Raw genomic sequence first — 15650 nt, forward strand, 5'->3', positions numbered from 1 at the left:
GTGGGAAATCTGTCAAGAGCTGTTGGGGATAACGTCCCGAATCTGTGGATAACTCAGCGGCGTCCGAGCAGCGCCGTGATCTCCTGCACCTGGTTGTAGACCTGACGCTTCTCCTTCATGAGCTCGGTGATCTTCTTCGTGGCGTACATGACCGTCGTGTGGTCACGGCCGCCGAAGAGCTGCCCAATTTTCGGAAGCGAGAGGCTGGTGCGCTCACGGCAGAGGTACATGGCGATCTGACGCGCCTGCGCGACCGCCTGCGCGCGGCCGGGCCCGTACAGATCCTCGACGGTGAGCTTGAAGTAGCCGGCCGTCGCTTGGATGATGTCGTTCGGAGAGACGACGGTGTCCTCCGGCTGGTCGACGATGTCGCGCAGCACGCCTTCCGCGAGCTCGCGGGTGACGTCGGACCTGTTGAGGCTGGCGAACGCGGAGACGCGGATGAGCGCCCCCTCGAGCTCCCGGATGTTCGTGGAGACCATCGACGCGATGTACTCGATGACGTCTTCCGGGATGTAGATGCGCTCGCTCGCGGCCTTCTTGCGGAGGATCGCGATGCGCGTCTCGAGGTCGGGAACCTGCACGTCGGTGATGAGACCCCACTCGAAGCGCGACCGCATGCGGTCCTCGAAGCCGGTCAGGAGGCGTGGGGCGACATCGCTCGTAATGACGACCTGCTTGTCGTGGTCGTGCAGCGTGTTGAACGTGTGGAAGAACGTCTCCTGCGTCTCCGACTTGCCCTGGAGGAACTGGATGTCGTCGATCAGCAGGATGTCGAGGTCCCGGTAGCGCGCGTTGAATGCCGCGCCGCGGTTGTTCGCGATCGAGTTGATGAAGTCGTTCGTGAACTCTTCACTCGAGACGTATCGGACTCGGACGCCCGGGAAGAGGTTCTGCGCGTAGTCGCCGATCGCGTGGAGCAGGTGGGTCTTTCCGAGCCCGGAGTCGCCGTAGATAAACAGCGGGTTGTAAGCCTTGGCCGGTGCTTCGGCGACGGCGACCGCGGCCGCATGCGCGAAGCGGTTGGACTGCCCGATGACGAAATTGTCGAAGGTGTACTTGGGGTTCAGACGCGTCTCGCTGCGCGGTTGCGCCTGAGGCTGCTCGATGGGGCGTGGACCGGTGCGTTCCACCGCGCTCTCACGGGTCTGCGCCTCCTGCCCGATCGGATTCGGCTCGGGTACGTACGGCTTCTCGGCGAGCTCCGGGTTCGTCACCACGCGGAACGAGTTGGCCTCGCCATCGATCTTCGCGAGCGCGTCCATGATCGGCTCGCGCATGCGCTTATTGATCTGGCCGGCGGTGAGATCGTTCGGGACGTCCAGATAGAGAGCACCGCCCATGACGCCCTGAGCCACGGCGAGACTGAGGAAGCCTTTGAGTTGCGGCGTGATGCGCTCGTCCTGCTCGAGTTCAGCGAGAACGAGGCGCCAGATCGGTACGTCCGGGGCATCTGTCATCCGTCACTCCCTCATTCTTCACAGCCTGTGGATAACTTCGAACACGCTAGCTAGGTACCGGCCCGGGCGCAAACGGTCGGTGGTCGGATCCGCGTGTCCCTGCCGCTGCGGGTGTGCCCCTGTGTGGATACTGACAGGTTGGCGCTGCGGTTTGCGCCGAAGGCTGTGGTCGACGTAGTCTATTTCGGTTGACTTGTGCCCATTTTGGGCATTCATGTAAGACGTCTCCGGCCCTACGAGTTCCGGCGACACATCCTCCCGGAGTGAGAAGGCTATGAGCAAGCGCACTTTCCAGCCCAATAACCGTCGTCGTGCCAAGAAGCACGGCTTCCGCGCCCGTATGCGCACCCGCGCCGGCCGCGCGATCCTGAACGCGCGCCGCGGCAAGGGCCGCACCGAGCTCTCGGCGTAACGCGCAGACGTCGCGTCGGGCGTGCTCTCCCAGCAGCAGCGCATCACCCGCGGGATCGACTATCGACACGTCGTCCGGCGGGGAGCGCGCTGTGCGGGGACAACCCACGTGATGCACGTCGTCCGCACCAACGAGGCGCGGCCGCCCCGATTCGGCTTCATCGTGAGTAAAGCGGTCGGTAACGCGGTCACGCGCAACACCGTACGGCGTCGCCTCAAGGCCATCTGCCTCGAGGCGACGCCGCAGGTGCGTCAGGGCGCCGACATCGTCATCCGCGCGCTGCCGATCGCGGCGACGACGCCGTTTGCCGAATTGCGCAGCGACATCCTCCGCAGCATCGCCCGGCGGGCCGCATCGTGAGCGTGCTTCCGGCGTCCGCGATCGGATCCGCGCCCTTCCGCATGGCGGGCGGATTCCGGTTCCTCCCGCGCAATGCCGGGATCCTGGTGCTCATCGCGTACCGCGCGACGATTTCGCGCCTCTACGGTGATGTCTGCCGCTACTACCCGTCGTGTTCGGCGTATGGCCTGACGGCCGTGCAGCAGCACGGTCTCGTGAGAGGATCGGGGATGGCGGTCTCTCGCATCGCGAGGTGCCACCCCTGGGCCGTCGGCGGCGAGGACGATGTGCGTCCGAACCCCGATCTCTCGTTCGACTTGACTCCCCGCGGCTTCGTTGTGCCGCGTCGAAAGGACTGACTCCCCAGTGGAAGACTTCTTCGGAACGATCCTCTTCCCCATTCGGTGGGTGATCGAGGCCATCCTCGTCGGCTGGCACTGGCTCCTGACCGCGATCGGCCTGCCCTCCAGCAGCGGCCTGACCTGGGTGCTTTCCATCCTCGGCGTGGTCGTGGTCGTACGACTGGCGATCTTCCCGCTCTTCGTCAAGCAGATCAAGAGCCAGCGGAAGATGATGGAACTCGGTCCTGAGATGAAGAAGATCCAGGAGAAGTACCGAGGCAAGCGCGATCAGCTCTCGCGCGAGGCGATGGCCCGCGAGACGCAGGGCCTGTACAAGAAGCACGGCACGTCTCCGGTGTCCGGGTGTCTGCCGCTGCTCGTGCAGATGCCGATTTTCCTGTCGCTGTTCTGGACGCTGCGTGACATCAACTCGTGGGCGGGACGGGACGAGCCGGGCCTGAACCAGTGGCTGTTCACCGCCGAGCGCGTGCACGACTTCAACGACGCGTCGCTGTTCGACATCGCGCCGCTCAGCAATACGCTGATCGACCACTTCCAGTCGCCGATGGGGACGTCGACCGCGGCGATCGTGCTGATGGTCATCCTCGTCGGTCTGATGATCACCACGCAGTTCATCACGCAGCTGCAGATCGTGTCGAAGAACCTCTCGCCCGCGGCGAAGCAGGGTCAGGCGTACCAGATGCAGCGCATCATGCTGTACATCATCCCGTTCGCGATGATCTTCTCTGGTGTCTTCTTCCCGCTCGGCGTCGTGACCTACTGGTTCTTTAACAACCTGTGGACGATGGCGCAGCAGTTCTACATCATTCACGAGAACCCGACCCCCGGATCCGAAGCCGCGCTCATGCGTGAGGAGCGCCTGCGGAAGAAGGGCAAGGCGGTCAACCTGGAGGGCAAGGTCGTCTCTCTCGCCGAGTATGAGCGCGAGCAGGAGGAACTGCTCCGCAAGGTCGAGCTGGAGCGACAGGCCAAGGCCAAGCGCGTGCAGCCGAAGAGTGCCAAGCGGGCGAAGCGCGACGCACAGCGTGCCGCGCAGCAGAACAAGCAGCCGCAGAGCGGCAGCGAGCCCGACAAGCAGAGCGGATCCGATGACGCCGGGGAGAAGACGACGTGACGATGAACAGTGACGAGCCGACAGTCGAGCAGCTTGAGCGCGAGGGGGACGTCGCGGCGGACTTCCTCGAAGGCTTCCTCGACATTGCCGACGTTGACGGCGACCTCGAGCTGGACGTGCGACACGGTCGCGCTTACGTCTCGGTCGAGAGCGATGACGACTCGCTCAAGAAGCTCGCGCACCCCGACACGGTCCAGGCGTTGCAGGAGATCACGCGACTCGCCGTGCAGCGCGAGACCGGTGAGTTCTCGCGGCTCATCCTCGACGTCGCCGGCTCGCGCGACGCCCGGAAGGATCAGCTGTCCGTGCTCGTCGAGCAGGCGATCTCTCGTCTCGAGGATGGCGCGACGCAGGCGTCGCTTCCCGCAATGACCTCGTACGAGCGGAAGATCATCCACGACATCGTCGCCGAACGAGGCTACGTCTCGGAGTCGTACGGCGAGCGTGACGACCGTCACACGGTGGTGCGCAAGGCGTGAGCATTGAGCCAGAACCCTCCGCCGCGGCCGCACTGTTCGGCGAAGGGATCGATCGCGCGCGCCAGTTCGCCGGCGCTCTGGCCGACCACGGCGAGGAACGGGGTCTGATCGGACCCCAGGAGCTGCCGCGGCTCTGGACCCGCCACATCCTGAACTCCGTCATCGCGGCACCGCTGTTTCCTGCCGGACGGGTCGGCGACGTGGGATCGGGTGGCGGACTGCCTGGCATCGTCCTCGCGATCGCGCGCCCGGACATCGAGTGGGTGCTCATCGAGCCGATGGAGCGTCGCTGTGTCTGGTTGAGCGAACAGGTTTCGACGCTGGGGCTGGAGAACGTCGTCGTAGAACGTGCACGCGCCGAGGAGGCCGGCCGCTACGAGGGGATGCTGGACGCGGTGACGGCGCGAGCGGTCTCGGCGTTGCGGACGCTGATCCCGTGGACTGCGCCGCTCGCGCGGGACGGAGGCGAGTTGATCCTCTTCAAGGGACAGAGCGTCGACGCCGAGATCGAGAAGGCACAGAAGGTGATCCGCAAGCATCGGTTGACGGATGTTCGCGCCGAGATCGTCGGTGAGGGCGAGATCGCGGAACCGACGCGCGTATTCCGCGCGACGGTCCGCTGACGCCGCATTCTCAGCGCAGGGTGCGGCTGATCCCGTCAGTCAGTGCCGTGACCTGCACCCACAGCACGACGCGGCGCACGGGACGCAGTAGCAGGCGGGCCACGGCGACGAACGGCCGGATCCACGCCCGGACCGGCGACGTGCGCTGCCACGAGAACCGAACGGTGACGCGTGTCCCGTTCGTTGCGGGCTCGAAGTCGACCTCGATGACGCGAGCGTTCGCCCGCGGGTCGTCGATCATTCGCATGCGCCACACCACACGCGAATCGCCGCTCTCGACGAGCTGGACGTGCTGTCGGCGATGACGGTCGGCGACCTTGAGCCGTTTTCCGTTCGGCGCGACGGTGCGGGTCTCCCCCATCCACGCCTCATCCTGCGGCGTCACGGAGCCGAGATTCATCTCCCATTCGGGAAGCCGCTCGGCATCGGAGACGAGACCGCGTACGGCCTCGATGGGTGCGGGAACGAATGCCGTGTGCGTGCGCGAGAGCGGTGGCTGGGGTGACGCCGCGCGGGAATCGCGCTGACGGACGTCGGACTCGTCGTCGCGCTCCGTGCGGTCGATGCGCGCGATGATCTCGTCAGCGCTGGTGCCGAGGTGGGTGAGGACCGCGCCGATGCTGCCAGTGGGTTCGGTGACGAGCGAGCGTAGTACCTCGAGTGAGTCGGCGGCACGCTGCCACCCGCCCGACTGTGACATCACGCGCATGGCGCGTTCGGTGTAGTCGTAAGCGCCCTCCTCGTGGAAACGGATCGTGCCATCGCCCGGAAGCGACGTATCGATCCCGAGTGTCGCGAGCTGCTCGCGGTGGTATTCGGCGACGGCGTCGCGCGCGTCGTCAAGCGTGATTCCCATCTCCCGCAGCAGGTGACCCGCGGGACGCTCGCTGATCGCGAGGGCCAGGAAGATGTGCTCGAGATCGACGTCGCGAACGCCGAACCGGGACGCCTCCTCGACGGCTGCGATCGCGAGCGTACGGCTCGAAGCGATGATGTCTGTGAGCTTGCTCATGTCGCCCTCCGGGGCACGTCGATTGTCGGGTCGATTCGCTTCGCGTATTTCTTGTGCACCGCTTGCCGGCTGACGCCGAGGCCGTCGGCGACCTGTTGCCACGTCATCCCTGCGCGCAACGCTGCCTCGACTTGCCGCAGTTCGAGCGCGTCGGCGAGGGTTCGCAGCGAGGCCACCGCGCGGAGCCCCGCGTACGGGTCGGTGGTGTCTGAGGCCGCTTGCGCCACCTGCGTCGATTCCATGGTGTCAACCTACGTTGCTTGATTGTCGTTGTCAACCTGGGTTGCGTGGCGCGGTGAATCGTGATGTCCGATTTCCGCTGACGGAGGTGTCCCCGGCGTGACAGAGTGGAGGAGTGACGATGAGCATGACGTTCGACGAGCGGTATCGCGCGATCGCCGCGCGGGATCCCCGATTCGACGGGCAGTTCGTCACGGCTGTGCGGTCAACGGGAATCTATTGTCGGCCGAGTTGTCCCGCACGGACGCCCAATCCGCAGCACGTCTCATTCTTTGCGACGAGCGCAGCGGCTCACGAAGCCGGGTACCGGGCATGTAAGCGCTGCCTCCCCGAGGCGACCCCGGGCTCCCCCGCGTGGGACGTCCGCGGTGATGTCGTGGCCCGTGCGATGCGACTTATTGCGGATGGGGTGCTCGAGCGTGAGGGTGTGGCTGGGCTCGGCGCCGCCCTTGGCTACTCGAGCCGGCATCTGTCCCGGCTGCTGACGGCGGAGCTCGGCGCCGGCCCTCTCGCGATCGCGCGGGCACATCGCGCGCAGACTGCGCGATCCCTGCTGATCGGCACCAACCTGACCATGGCGGACGTCGCGTTCTCGGCGAGTTTCGCGAGCATACGGCAGTTCAACGACACGGTGCGCGAGATCTTCGGTCTCACGCCGACGCAACTGCGTGCGAGACGAGCCACCGACGGCGTTGCTCCATCTGGGATCTCTCTCGCCCTTCCCGTGCGGCCTCCGTTCGACGCACACGGGGTCTTTGCGTGGCTGGCGGAGCGCGCCATTCCCGGTGTCGAGGAGGCCACGGCGACATCCTTCTCGCGCACGATACGGATGGAGGGTGGTGCGGCGTGGTTCGAGGTGCGCTCCGATGCGTCGAGCTTGCGTCTGTCGGCGCGACTGGAGAACCTCGCGGATCTCGGATCGCTCGTGTCGCGCGTTCGCGGACTCTTCGATCTCGACGCCGATCCCCTGGCGATTGATCGCGCGCTGTCGGAGCACGCGGCGGTCGCGCCGCTCGTGGCGCAGACGCCGGGTATTCGCGTTCCCGGTGCGTCGGATCCGTTCGAGCTTCTCGTTCGCGCCATGATCGGCCAACAGATTTCGGTTGCGGCGGCGCGCACCCATCTCGGCCGGCTCGTGGATCGCCTTGGCGCCGCGACCGACGTCGCCGGCGCCGCAGCACGACTGTTTCCCACGCCGGAGGCGATCGTCGAGCGCGGGACTGACGTGCTCGCCGGCCCCGCGCGGCGGATCGAGGCGATCGTCGGCGCGGCGCACGCCATCGCGACGGGCACACTGCGGCTCACGGTCGCCGACGACGTTTCCGAACAGCGAGCGCGCCTTCTTGCGATGCCCGGAATCGGGCCGTGGACTGCTGACTACGTGCGCATGCGGGTGTCGCGGGATCCGGACGTCCTGCTGCCGGGCGACCTCGCGTTACGACGCGGCGCCGCCGCGATCGGCCTCCCCGCTGAACCGCGGGAACTCGCAACCTGGGCGGGCCGGGCGGCGCCGTGGCGTTCGTATCTGTCAATGCATTTGTGGCGGGCGGCCCAGCCGCCGGAGGGAGAGAGATGACCGACGACATGCTGTGGGAGACGATGGAGACGCCCGACGGACCGTTCACGGTCCTGGCCGATGATGAGGGCACCGTGCTGTCGGCGGGGTGGTCGTCGGATCCGGAGGTGGTGATCGCGCGGGTGCGGCCGGCCGATCGCCCTGATCGTGCTCGCGCGGGCGTCAGCGGCGTGGCTCCGGCGGTACGCGCCTACTACGACGGGGATCTCGCTGCGATCGACGAGGTGCGTGTGCGCCACTTCGGCACGGAGCTGCAGCGGCGTGGGTGGGCGGCGCTTCGACAGATCCCTGCCGGCACTCCCCTGACCTACACGGAGTTCGCTGCGGATCTCGGCTCCCCCTCCGCGGTACGGGCTGCTGCGGGAATCTGTGCGCGGAACGCACCGGCGCTCTTCGTGCCGTGTCACCGCGTGCTGCGTTCGGACGGCACCCTGGGCGGGTTCGCGTGGGGTGTGGAGGTGAAGCGGGCATTGCTTGCGCGCGAGAGCCCCGGCGGGGCGCCAGGGTTGTTTGAACTGATGTGAGGGTCGTGGCCACACGCCTCGACGGGGCGCCCGCGGGGGGTCAGTCGAGCACGGCTGCCGTCGCCTCGATTTCGACCAATTGGTGGTCGTATCCGAGGGCGGCAACACCGACGAGCGTGCTCGGGACATCGTGGTCACCGAACGCCTCTCGCACGACGTCCCATGCGGCGACGAGGTCGCGCTGCTCCGCCGACGCGACGAGCACACGCGTGACGATGATGTCGTCGAGTGTTGCCCCGGCGTCGCCCAGTGCGACGGTCATGTTTTCGATGCACTTCGCAGCCTGGGCGGCGTAGTCGCCGATTCCGAAGGTCGTGCCATCACTGTTGAGCGGGCAGGAACCCGCGAGAAAGACGAGGCGGGACTCAGCCGGAGCGGTTGCCGCATAGGCGTACTCGGCGACGCCGGACAGCGTGTGTGAGCGGATGAGGGTCACTGCCTTCGCCATGTGCTTCTCCAGATTGATGTACGGGAACATCTAGCTTCGCACGCCGACCTCTTCCGTCGCGTCACTCACGTCCAAAGATGATGTTTCACGTGAAACATGCGCCCGGAGCTGCTGCTGTGTGGCGCGATGTGGCGCGACGCGGCGCTGCTCGCGGCCGGGCATCGGCCGGCTCTGTGGTCGTGCCAGCGGAGTGGCTCTGGGAGCTCTCGACAACTTGAGCCGATGCGCAGACGCGTGGTGGTTGAGCACGGTGGGCTGGCACCGTCCTCCCCCGCCGGTGCGCGCCCCAGCTTCGTCGGTGTACCTCGGTGGTGATTGACGGTCGTGTCTCGCGGCGATCGGCGATGACGTGCGGGTCGGTAGCCGTGAGTCGGGTGGGTAGCAAAGTCCATGGGACGCTTCACGGAAGGGATCACAACGCGACACGACTGTTCGGGGCGCCCGACGACCTGGATGTGCCGTGAGGAAGGGCACCTCATCTGCCGAACGATTCGCTGCGCGCCTCACGACAGTCGGCAGCGATGTTTCACGTGAAACGTCGCTCGCGGCTGCGGCTGTACGTGGGATACAGCGTTGACTGCCACGTTCTCGGTACCGGCGAGTTGGTTCCTTTGTCGGACCGTTCCGCGCTGGGCATCACGCGTCAGGGTCGTCGATGTTTCACGTGAAACTCTCGGTCCGAGGCAGGCAACTTCTGCGCCGGAAGCTGCGTGAAACGCCAGTGGTCAAGGCTGTCGTGATCGCCCAGCGGTGGTCAGTGCCGGGGTTCTGGTGGCCAATCGGTGTCCGGCTCGTGGGGTGCGACCCGTGACGCGTCAACATGTCACGTATCACCCGGCAGTCGTTGGTGTCTCGCTCCGGATGCCGATCGTATCCGTTTAAGCTGTCGCGCGATCTCGGTGGCACGCTGGCGGACGCACCCCAGCACTTCCAGAACCGGAGGAGCGTGTGACGCCGGAGTACGCCGAGACCCGACGTTCGGGCGCGGCCTGCGTTGTGGAGTGAGTCGTGGCCGGTCCCTCGAGTAGCCGAGCCCGCACGTCCGCAGGACCGCCCGGACACCACCCGGGCGCGAATGATCTCGACGGCGGTGGCCGGATCAGCAAGGGCCGCAACGGGGGCACGAGGAGCGGCGCAATGGAGACTCGCTCCGCTCGCCTGTCGTGGCTCATCATGTACGAGCGTGGTGCGGAAAGATCCTGCCGAAGAGTCAGCGTGTCAGGCAGTCGGCCGCTTCTGCCGCGTCGATGTTTCACGTGAAACATCGACGCGGGTGCGGGTGCGGGTGCGGGTGAAGGTTCGGGTTGCGTGAACGTGTGGCCTCAGGTTGTGAGGGTCGGCCCAGTGTTTCGGGTGAGGGTCGGACGGCACAATGTGCCGAACACTCCTCTCGCGCTTCTGCATCGCGAATGCCGCAGATGGTCATGTGATCATGCCGGTTGCGGGGCGTGGCGGCCGGTGGAACATCGGGCGAAAAGGCGCGGAGGACAACCATCGCGCGTGATGCGCGAGATCTCGCCTCGTTCGATATGTTTCACGTGAAACGCCTCGGGCATCGTCATTGGCGACGCGGGCGTCTCAGGAGGCTGCATAGGGACGGTGTCGACAGTCGCTGTGAGGTGAACAGTCAAGCGTTCGATGGCGTGTGTCCCGCTCGCGACGCCCGGTGAGCATCTGTTAGGAGATGGACGATCCTACTCCCTGGGTTCCGCCGTGCTGGATCCGTCGCGGGATTCGGAGCCGCACTGGCATCGGCGATTGGCGGATGTTTGATCGAGAGCGTCGGGCGTGTGCGACGTTTCACGTGAAACGCGTGTCTCCGTCATCGTTCGGGTGGAGGCGGACCCGATTGTCGGTGATAAAGGGCGAGAGCGCGGCCCAAGAGTGTCGGATATTCCGCGCTCATAACCTCTCGCGCCGGTTTCGGCGCACGGGACGGAGGTGATGTTGTCGCTGTCGTACTTCGGCGCGTGTCACGGTTCTGTGATCAGGGAGCCATCTATCGTGATCTCGCCACCAAGAAGGCGATGTTTCACGTGAAACATCGCTCTCCTGCGCGTGACGGGACGCCTCCCCCGCGCACTCACTGAGTCACTGAGTGCGGAGAGGCAATCAGTGGCGAGGCCTTGGTTACGCGTCGTTGCGAGCGTCGCTTCTGCCGTTGCGGTGAGCTGTTGTGCGTCGCAGCGGACGGGCGGAGTACAGCGCCACAGTGTGCCTTGCACACGGGAGAGAAGCGCTCCTTCCGCGTCCCGGGCGTTCGCCGCTCCATCGGAGAGGAGGATGCCCCCACGGAGACGCACGCGCCACGACAATGCGTGGGTATGTGTGCGTGTGCGCTGGTGTGTGCGTGCGTAGAGGCGCGTGGGAGCGTGTGCGTGCGTGTGTGTGTACGTGGGTGCGGGTGTGGGTGCGCGGGTGCGTGGGTGTGGGTGCGTGGGTGTGGGTGCGCGGGTGCGCGGGTGCGTGGGTGTGGGTGCGCGGGTGCGGGCGGCGTGCGCAGGTGCGGGTGCGGGGACGTGGGGGGTGGGTGCGGGTGTGCCTATGCGGGTGCGCGGGCGCGAGCGTGCGTGCGGCATGCGAATGGGGGCGGGCGGATGTGGGAGGCCGCACTTGCCGACATACGTACGAACGGTGTGAACGCGTGTGCGTGTGACCATGTGTGCGTGTGGATGGTTCTTGTGTCTGCGAGTGCAGGGAGGCGTGACGTGGTCTGAGGAGCCTCACACGGGGATCGGGGAGGCGCGGCACTGTACGGCGTGAATGGGCCCCGTGGGGTGAACGCGGGATGACGGGGCATCCCATCGAGGGGAGCGCCGACATCGCGCCTGACCATCGGGCGCACGCACGCCGTTTCACGTGAAACATTCACGCTCGCCGAGTACGCAGACTGCTGTTCGTGCCCAGGCCCCCGCAGAAAGCATGCCTGTGCTTCGTGCGGCGGCTGCCTGGGAATGGGCCCCATATGTTTAACGCGTCGCCACGACGAGACTCGATGATGTTTCACGTGAAACATCACGCGAATCCCCTTCTCGCGCGGGAGAGCCATGCCGACGGCACGTGCACAGCGCAGCCCATCGGTACTCGCTCGTGGCGCGCCCGGATCCTGTCGTCGGGTGTCGGTTGTGCGGGTTAGAGTTATGAGGTCACCCCGAGCGAGAGGACGCGCGTGAGTCAGCACTCCAGCAACATCGCCGCTGCCTTTGACGACAGCCCGATTATGCGGCAGTTGCAGGACCTGAGCACGCGCCGCCAACAACTCGAGGACGTCGATATCGAGTTCACCGGCCAGACCCGCGTGCTCACCGTCTCGAACCAGAAGGGTGGCGTCGGCAAGACGACGACGACCGTCAACACAGCTGCAGCGATCGCGGCTCTCGGTGGGCGTGTGCTCGTCATCGATCTTGATCCGCAGGGAAACGCGTCCACGGCACTCGGTGTGCCCCACAGTGCTGACATCACGAGCATCTATGACGTGCTGATCAACGACACGTCGATAGCCGACGCAGTGCAGCAAAGTCCCGAGAACGAGCGGCTGTTCTGCGTGCCGAGCACGATCCACCTTGCTGGTGCGGAGATCGAGCTCGTCTCGCAGGTGGCGCGCGAGAAGCGCCTCGACACCGCACTGCACGAGTACCTCGAAGGGCTCGACGAGCCGCTCGATTTCGTGTTCATCGACTGCCCGCCGTCGCTCGGCCTGCTCACAATCAACGCGTTCAGTGCCGCAGACGAGGTCTTCCTGCCGATTCAGGCCGAATACTACGCACTCGAGGGGCTGAGTCAGCTGCTTGGCAACGTCAAGATGATCCAGAAGCACCTCAACACGCGTCTTCGGGTCTCGACCATCCTTCTCACGATGTACGACGGACGGACGAAGCTTTCGCAGCAGGTGGCCGCGGAAGTGCGGCAACATTTCCCTGATGAGGTGCTAAAAACGGTCATTCCCCGGTCCGTGCGGGTGTCGGAGGCACCAAGCTTCGGCCAGACGGTGATCGGGTACGACGAAGCGTCCGCGGGCGCTGTCGCCTATAAAGAGGCCGCTGTAGAGATCGTAAAGCGCGGAGCTCCGCGCAGGAAAGGGCGGAGATGATGGCGAAGCGCACGGGCCTCGGTCGAGGAATCGGAGCACTCATTCCGACGGCGACTGAGGCGAGGGAACGCCCCACGGATGTGTTCTTCGCCGGGTCGGCGATGCCGATAGAGCCGACGCACGACGAGACCGCACCGAAGAAGACACCCTCCCGCACGTCGACGGCGACGTCGAAGGGCTCCGCGAAGAAGACTCCGGCGAAGAAGACACCGGCGGCAAAGTCGACAGCAACGAAGTCCTCACCGACGAAATCGGCCCCGAAGGCCACCAGTACACGGGCAACCGCCGCGCGCGCGGCGAAGCCGGCTACCGCCCCGGCTGAACCCGAGCAGAACCTCACGGAGGTACCCGGTCTGCACTTGGTGCAGGTCGACCCGAACACGGTCGTGCCTAATCCGCGTCAGCCTCGCACACACTTCGACCCGCACGACCTCGGAGAACTCGTTCACTCGGTGCGAGAGTTCGGCGTGCTCCAGCCGATCGTCGTGCGCGACAAGAAGGACGGCACGTACGAGCTGATCATGGGCGAGCGCCGCACGCGCGCCGCACGAGAGGCGAAGCTCGAGAGGATCCCCGCCATCGTGCGGGAAACGGCGGACGAGGATCTTCTCCGCGACGCGCTGCTCGAGAACATCCATCGCGCCGAGCTGAACGCGCTCGAAGAGGCCTCCGCGTACCAGCAGCTCATCAACGACTTCGGCATCACACAGGATCAGCTCGCCGACCGCATCGGGCGCTCGCGGCCGCAGATCTCGAACACGATCCGGCTGCTTCGACTGCCGGAGGCCGTGCAGCAGCGCGTCGCGGCGGGCGTCCTGACGGCCGGGCACGCGCGGACGATCCTGTCTCTCGAGGATCCCGAGGCGATGCAGAAGCTCGCCGACAAGATCGTCAACGAGGAGCTCTCCGTGCGCGCGGCGGAGGCCGCCGCGAAGCAGATGCTCGGTGGCGGCGGACGTGCGCCGTCGAAGCCACGCGCGGGAGCGCGCCGCGCGTACCTCGATGAGGTCTCCGATAAGCTCGGCGACCGCCTCAACACCAAGGTGAAGATCGATCTGACGGCGCGAAAAGGCCAGATCAAGATCAGTTTCGCAACGATCCAGGATCTCAACCGCATCCTCGGCGAGATGGGCGAGTCCGGCTACGACCAGTAGCCGTTTCCGGGCCGTCACCCCGCTGGCGGGACGTACGCTGGAAGGGTGAGCAACCCCGATTCCCTCCTCCCCCGACGCGCGAGCGTCGAGGTGCTGCGCGCGGAGGCGATCGACGAGCTCTCCACGCTCCAGCACGAACGCCTGCGCGCGGGCGAGGATCCGTGGGACTTCATGGAGGAGCTGCCCACGGTCGATGAGCTCGTCGTGCTGTCGTTGCGCGCGGAGCACATCGAGGCCGACGGCGGTCTCATGCCCACGCACGCACGCAATCAGCGCTTACTGCGGATCATCGCGGCACAGTACCCCGAGCTTGCACCCGCCGTCGACGGCATGCTCGGAGCGTGGAACACGCATCGCCGCTGGGACGCTGTCGTGCGCGTGATCGGCGACTGAGACGACACAGGCGCCCACCCGGTCGGAGCCGGATGAGCGCCTGGGCGGCACGAGTCTTACGCGAGGTACTCGGCGAGATCCTGCTCGAGAGCCTGCTTCGGCTTCGCGCCGATGATCGTCGTCGCGACCTCGCCGTTCTGGAAGACCTTCATCGCCGGAATCGACGTGATCTGGTACTTCATGGCGAGATCAGGGTTCTCGTCGACGTTGAGCTTCATCACGGTGATCTTGTCGGAGTTCTCCGACTGGATCTCGTCCAACACGGGGGAGACCATGCGGCACGGGCCGCACCATTCCGCCCAGAAGTCGACGAGCACCGGGCCGTCGGCCTTCAGGACGTCCTGTTCGAAGGTTGCGGAGGTCGTGGTCTGCGCGGTCATAGTGTTCTCCTTAGATCTCAAACTGCGGCGAGGGCCGGCTCGTTGTCGTCGAGGGCCGCGAGGAAGTGCTCGGCGTCGAGGGCAGCCACGGTGCCGGTTCCGGCAGCGGTGACAGCCTGGCGGTAGGTGGGGTCGATCACGTCGCCGGCCGCGAAGACGCCCGGGAGTGACGTGCGCGACGAACGCCCGTCGACCGCGATCGTGCCGTCGATGGTGAGGTCGAGCTTGTCGTGCACGAGGTGGGTGCGCGGGTCGTTTCCGATGGCGATGAACATGCCGTCGAGAGCGAGCTCCCGCTTCTCTCCTGTCACGGTGTCTGCCAGCACGACGCCCGTCAGACCGCTCTGTCCCTGGATCTCAGCGACCTCGCTGTTCCAGATGACTTCGATCTTCTCGTTGGCGAGGGCGCGCTTCTGCATGATCTTCGACGCGCGGAACTCGTCACGGCGGTGGACGATGTAGACCTTCGAGGCGAACTTCGTGAGGAACGTCGCCTCTTCCATCGCCGAGTCGCCGCCTCCGACGACCGCGATCTCCTTGTCGCGGAAGAAGAAACCGTCGCACGTCGCGCACCAGGAGATGCCGTGGCCGGACAGCTCGTCCTCGCGCGGTAGACCGAGCTTGCGGTAGGCGGACCCGGTCGCGTAGATCACCGAGCGCGCCTCGAGCACGTCGCCGGATCCGAGCGTCACCTTCTTGACGGCGCCCGCCAGATCGAGCTCGGTCGCATCGTCGTACAGCACCTCGGTGCCGAACCGCTCGGCCTGCTGCTGCATCTTCGCCATGAGGTCGGGGCCCATGATCCCCTCGGGGAAGCCCGGGAAGTTCTCGACATCGGTGGTGTTCATGAGCTCACCGCCCACTTCGACCTGGCTTGCGACGACCACCGGATTCAGGCTCGCGCGCGCGGTGTAGATCGCGGCGGTCCATGCCGCGGGGCCGGAGCCGATGATGATGACGTCTCGCACGTGCGGTGCCTCCCTCGAGAGCGGGTATAGGTGCTACAACCCATGCTACGTCGCGCGTATTCCCTCGTGGACGGCG

General features: G+C 66.0%; 17 protein-coding genes. 11 read left to right on the forward strand and 6 right to left on the reverse strand.

From position 1 onward, the window contains the following. Positions 1-53 precede the first annotated feature (53 nt). Positions 54-1460 (reverse strand): chromosomal replication initiator protein DnaA, encoded by a 1407-nt coding sequence (gene dnaA, locus IEW87_RS02410; protein ID WP_188710718.1) that lies wholly within the window; start codon positions 1458-1460, stop codon positions 54-56. 274 nt (positions 1461-1734) lie between these two features. On the opposite strand from dnaA, the gene rpmH reads away from it, so the two are divergent. From rpmH to rsmG, 6 genes are read left to right on the forward strand one after another with little or no spacing between them, the layout of a single operon-like run. Beyond that, complete coding sequence (gene rpmH / locus IEW87_RS02415) at positions 1735-1872, forward strand: 50S ribosomal protein L34 (RefSeq protein WP_155048808.1); 138 nt, start codon at positions 1735-1737, stop codon at positions 1870-1872. A gap of 21 nt (positions 1873-1893) precedes the next feature. Continuing rightward, the gene (gene rnpA, locus IEW87_RS02420; RefSeq protein ID WP_188710719.1) at positions 1894-2232 is read left to right on the forward strand and encodes a ribonuclease P protein component; all 339 of its coding nucleotides are present in this window, start codon (positions 1894-1896) and stop codon (positions 2230-2232) included. Between the two features lie 41 nt (positions 2233-2273). Next, positions 2274-2570, forward strand: coding sequence for a membrane protein insertion efficiency factor YidD (gene yidD / locus IEW87_RS02425; protein ID WP_188712618.1), 297 nt, complete (start codon positions 2274-2276; stop codon positions 2568-2570). Positions 2571-2577: 7 nt separating this feature from the next. Next, complete coding sequence (gene yidC / locus IEW87_RS02430; protein WP_229730859.1) at positions 2578-3687, forward strand: membrane protein insertase YidC; 1110 nt, start codon at positions 2578-2580, stop codon at positions 3685-3687. Positions 3688-3689: 2 nt separating this feature from the next. After that, positions 3690-4166 (forward strand): Jag family protein, encoded by a 477-nt coding sequence (locus tag IEW87_RS02435; protein WP_188712619.1) that lies wholly within the window; start codon positions 3690-3692, stop codon positions 4164-4166. Then, the gene (gene rsmG / locus IEW87_RS02440) at positions 4163-4789 is read left to right on the forward strand and encodes a 16S rRNA (guanine(527)-N(7))-methyltransferase RsmG (protein WP_188710721.1); all 627 of its coding nucleotides are present in this window, start codon (positions 4163-4165) and stop codon (positions 4787-4789) included. Before IEW87_RS02435 ends, rsmG begins: the two co-directional genes overlap by 4 nt. A 10-nt stretch (positions 4790-4799) precedes the next feature. Here rsmG and IEW87_RS02445 read toward each other — a convergent pair whose 3' ends face one another. Together IEW87_RS02445 and IEW87_RS02450 are read right to left on the reverse strand one after the other, a co-directional pair. Further along, positions 4800-5801 (reverse strand): SRPBCC family protein, encoded by a 1002-nt coding sequence (locus IEW87_RS02445; protein ID WP_188710722.1) that lies wholly within the window; start codon positions 5799-5801, stop codon positions 4800-4802. Then, positions 5798-6043 carry a hypothetical protein gene (locus IEW87_RS02450; RefSeq protein ID WP_188710723.1) on the reverse strand — a complete coding sequence of 82 codons (246 nt, stop codon included), beginning with the start codon at positions 6041-6043 and terminating at the stop codon, positions 5798-5800. Before IEW87_RS02450 ends, IEW87_RS02445 begins: the two co-directional genes overlap by 4 nt. 119 nt (positions 6044-6162) lie before the next feature. Between IEW87_RS02450 and IEW87_RS02455 the strand changes: the two genes are divergently transcribed. Next, positions 6163-7617, forward strand: a complete 1455-nt coding sequence (locus IEW87_RS02455) for an AlkA N-terminal domain-containing protein (protein WP_188710724.1) — start codon at positions 6163-6165, stop codon at positions 7615-7617. Further along, positions 7614-8141 carry a methylated-DNA--[protein]-cysteine S-methyltransferase gene (locus tag IEW87_RS02460; protein ID WP_188710725.1) on the forward strand — a complete coding sequence of 176 codons (528 nt, stop codon included), beginning with the start codon at positions 7614-7616 and terminating at the stop codon, positions 8139-8141. The genes IEW87_RS02455 and IEW87_RS02460 overlap by 4 nt, the downstream gene beginning before the upstream one ends. A 40-nt stretch (positions 8142-8181) precedes the next feature. On the opposite strand, the gene IEW87_RS02465 is transcribed toward IEW87_RS02460, so the two are convergent. Next, positions 8182-8589 (reverse strand): RidA family protein, encoded by a 408-nt coding sequence (locus IEW87_RS02465; RefSeq protein WP_188710726.1) that lies wholly within the window; start codon positions 8587-8589, stop codon positions 8182-8184. A 3220-nt stretch (positions 8590-11809) separates the two neighbouring features. Here IEW87_RS02465 and IEW87_RS02470 point away from each other — a divergent pair. Genes IEW87_RS02470 through IEW87_RS02485 form a run of 3 tightly spaced genes read left to right on the forward strand, consistent with a single transcriptional unit; the run spans position 11810 to position 14226 of the window. Then, positions 11810-12679 carry a ParA family protein gene (locus tag IEW87_RS02470; RefSeq protein ID WP_188712620.1) on the forward strand — a complete coding sequence of 290 codons (870 nt, stop codon included), beginning with the start codon at positions 11810-11812 and terminating at the stop codon, positions 12677-12679. Further along, positions 12679-13833, forward strand: coding sequence for a ParB/RepB/Spo0J family partition protein (locus IEW87_RS02480; RefSeq protein ID WP_229730860.1), 1155 nt, complete (start codon positions 12679-12681; stop codon positions 13831-13833). The genes IEW87_RS02470 and IEW87_RS02480 overlap by 1 nt, the downstream gene beginning before the upstream one ends. Positions 13834-13878: 45 nt before the next feature. Continuing rightward, positions 13879-14226 carry a tryptophan synthase subunit alpha gene (locus IEW87_RS02485; RefSeq protein WP_188710727.1) on the forward strand — a complete coding sequence of 116 codons (348 nt, stop codon included), beginning with the start codon at positions 13879-13881 and terminating at the stop codon, positions 14224-14226. 56 nt (positions 14227-14282) lie between these two features. Here the strand turns inward: IEW87_RS02485 and trxA are convergent, their stop codons facing one another. Together trxA and trxB are read right to left on the reverse strand one after the other, a co-directional pair. Then, positions 14283-14606, reverse strand: a complete 324-nt coding sequence (gene trxA / locus IEW87_RS02490) for a thioredoxin (RefSeq protein ID WP_188710728.1) — start codon at positions 14604-14606, stop codon at positions 14283-14285. A 17-nt stretch (positions 14607-14623) separates the two neighbouring features. Continuing rightward, positions 14624-15574, reverse strand: coding sequence for a thioredoxin-disulfide reductase (gene trxB, locus IEW87_RS02495; RefSeq protein WP_188710729.1), 951 nt, complete (start codon positions 15572-15574; stop codon positions 14624-14626). Positions 15575-15650: the final 76 nt, after the last annotated feature.

It is taken from the genome of Microbacterium faecale, assembly GCF_014640975.1.
Taxonomy (GTDB): domain Bacteria; phylum Actinomycetota; class Actinomycetes; order Actinomycetales; family Microbacteriaceae; genus Microbacterium; species Microbacterium faecale.

Excerpts from the sequence above, each read along its gene's own strand:
- IEW87_RS02480 (WP_229730860.1), top strand. The coding sequence starts at position 12,679 with ATGGCGAAGCGCACGGGCCTCGGTCGAGGAATCGGAGCACTCATTCCG.
- IEW87_RS02450 (WP_188710723.1), bottom strand. The coding sequence starts at position 6,043 with ATGGAATCGACGCAGGTGGCGCAAGCGGCCTCAGACACCACCGACCCG.
- trxA (WP_188710728.1), bottom strand. The coding sequence starts at position 14,606 with ATGACCGCGCAGACCACGACCTCCGCAACCTTCGAACAGGACGTCCTG.
- rpmH (WP_155048808.1), top strand. The coding sequence starts at position 1,735 with ATGAGCAAGCGCACTTTCCAGCCCAATAACCGTCGTCGTGCCAAGAAG.
- IEW87_RS02445 (WP_188710722.1), bottom strand. The coding sequence starts at position 5,801 with ATGAGCAAGCTCACAGACATCATCGCTTCGAGCCGTACGCTCGCGATC.
- IEW87_RS02435 (WP_188712619.1), top strand. The coding sequence starts at position 3,690 with ATGAACAGTGACGAGCCGACAGTCGAGCAGCTTGAGCGCGAGGGGGAC.
- yidD (WP_188712618.1), top strand. The coding sequence starts at position 2,274 with ATGGCGGGCGGATTCCGGTTCCTCCCGCGCAATGCCGGGATCCTGGTG.
- IEW87_RS02455 (WP_188710724.1), top strand. The coding sequence starts at position 6,163 with ATGAGCATGACGTTCGACGAGCGGTATCGCGCGATCGCCGCGCGGGAT.
- IEW87_RS02465 (WP_188710726.1), bottom strand. The coding sequence starts at position 8,589 with ATGGCGAAGGCAGTGACCCTCATCCGCTCACACACGCTGTCCGGCGTC.
- dnaA (WP_188710718.1), bottom strand. The coding sequence starts at position 1,460 with ATGACAGATGCCCCGGACGTACCGATCTGGCGCCTCGTTCTCGCTGAA.
- IEW87_RS02460 (WP_188710725.1), top strand. The coding sequence starts at position 7,614 with ATGACCGACGACATGCTGTGGGAGACGATGGAGACGCCCGACGGACCG.
- IEW87_RS02470 (WP_188712620.1), top strand. The coding sequence starts at position 11,810 with ATGCGGCAGTTGCAGGACCTGAGCACGCGCCGCCAACAACTCGAGGAC.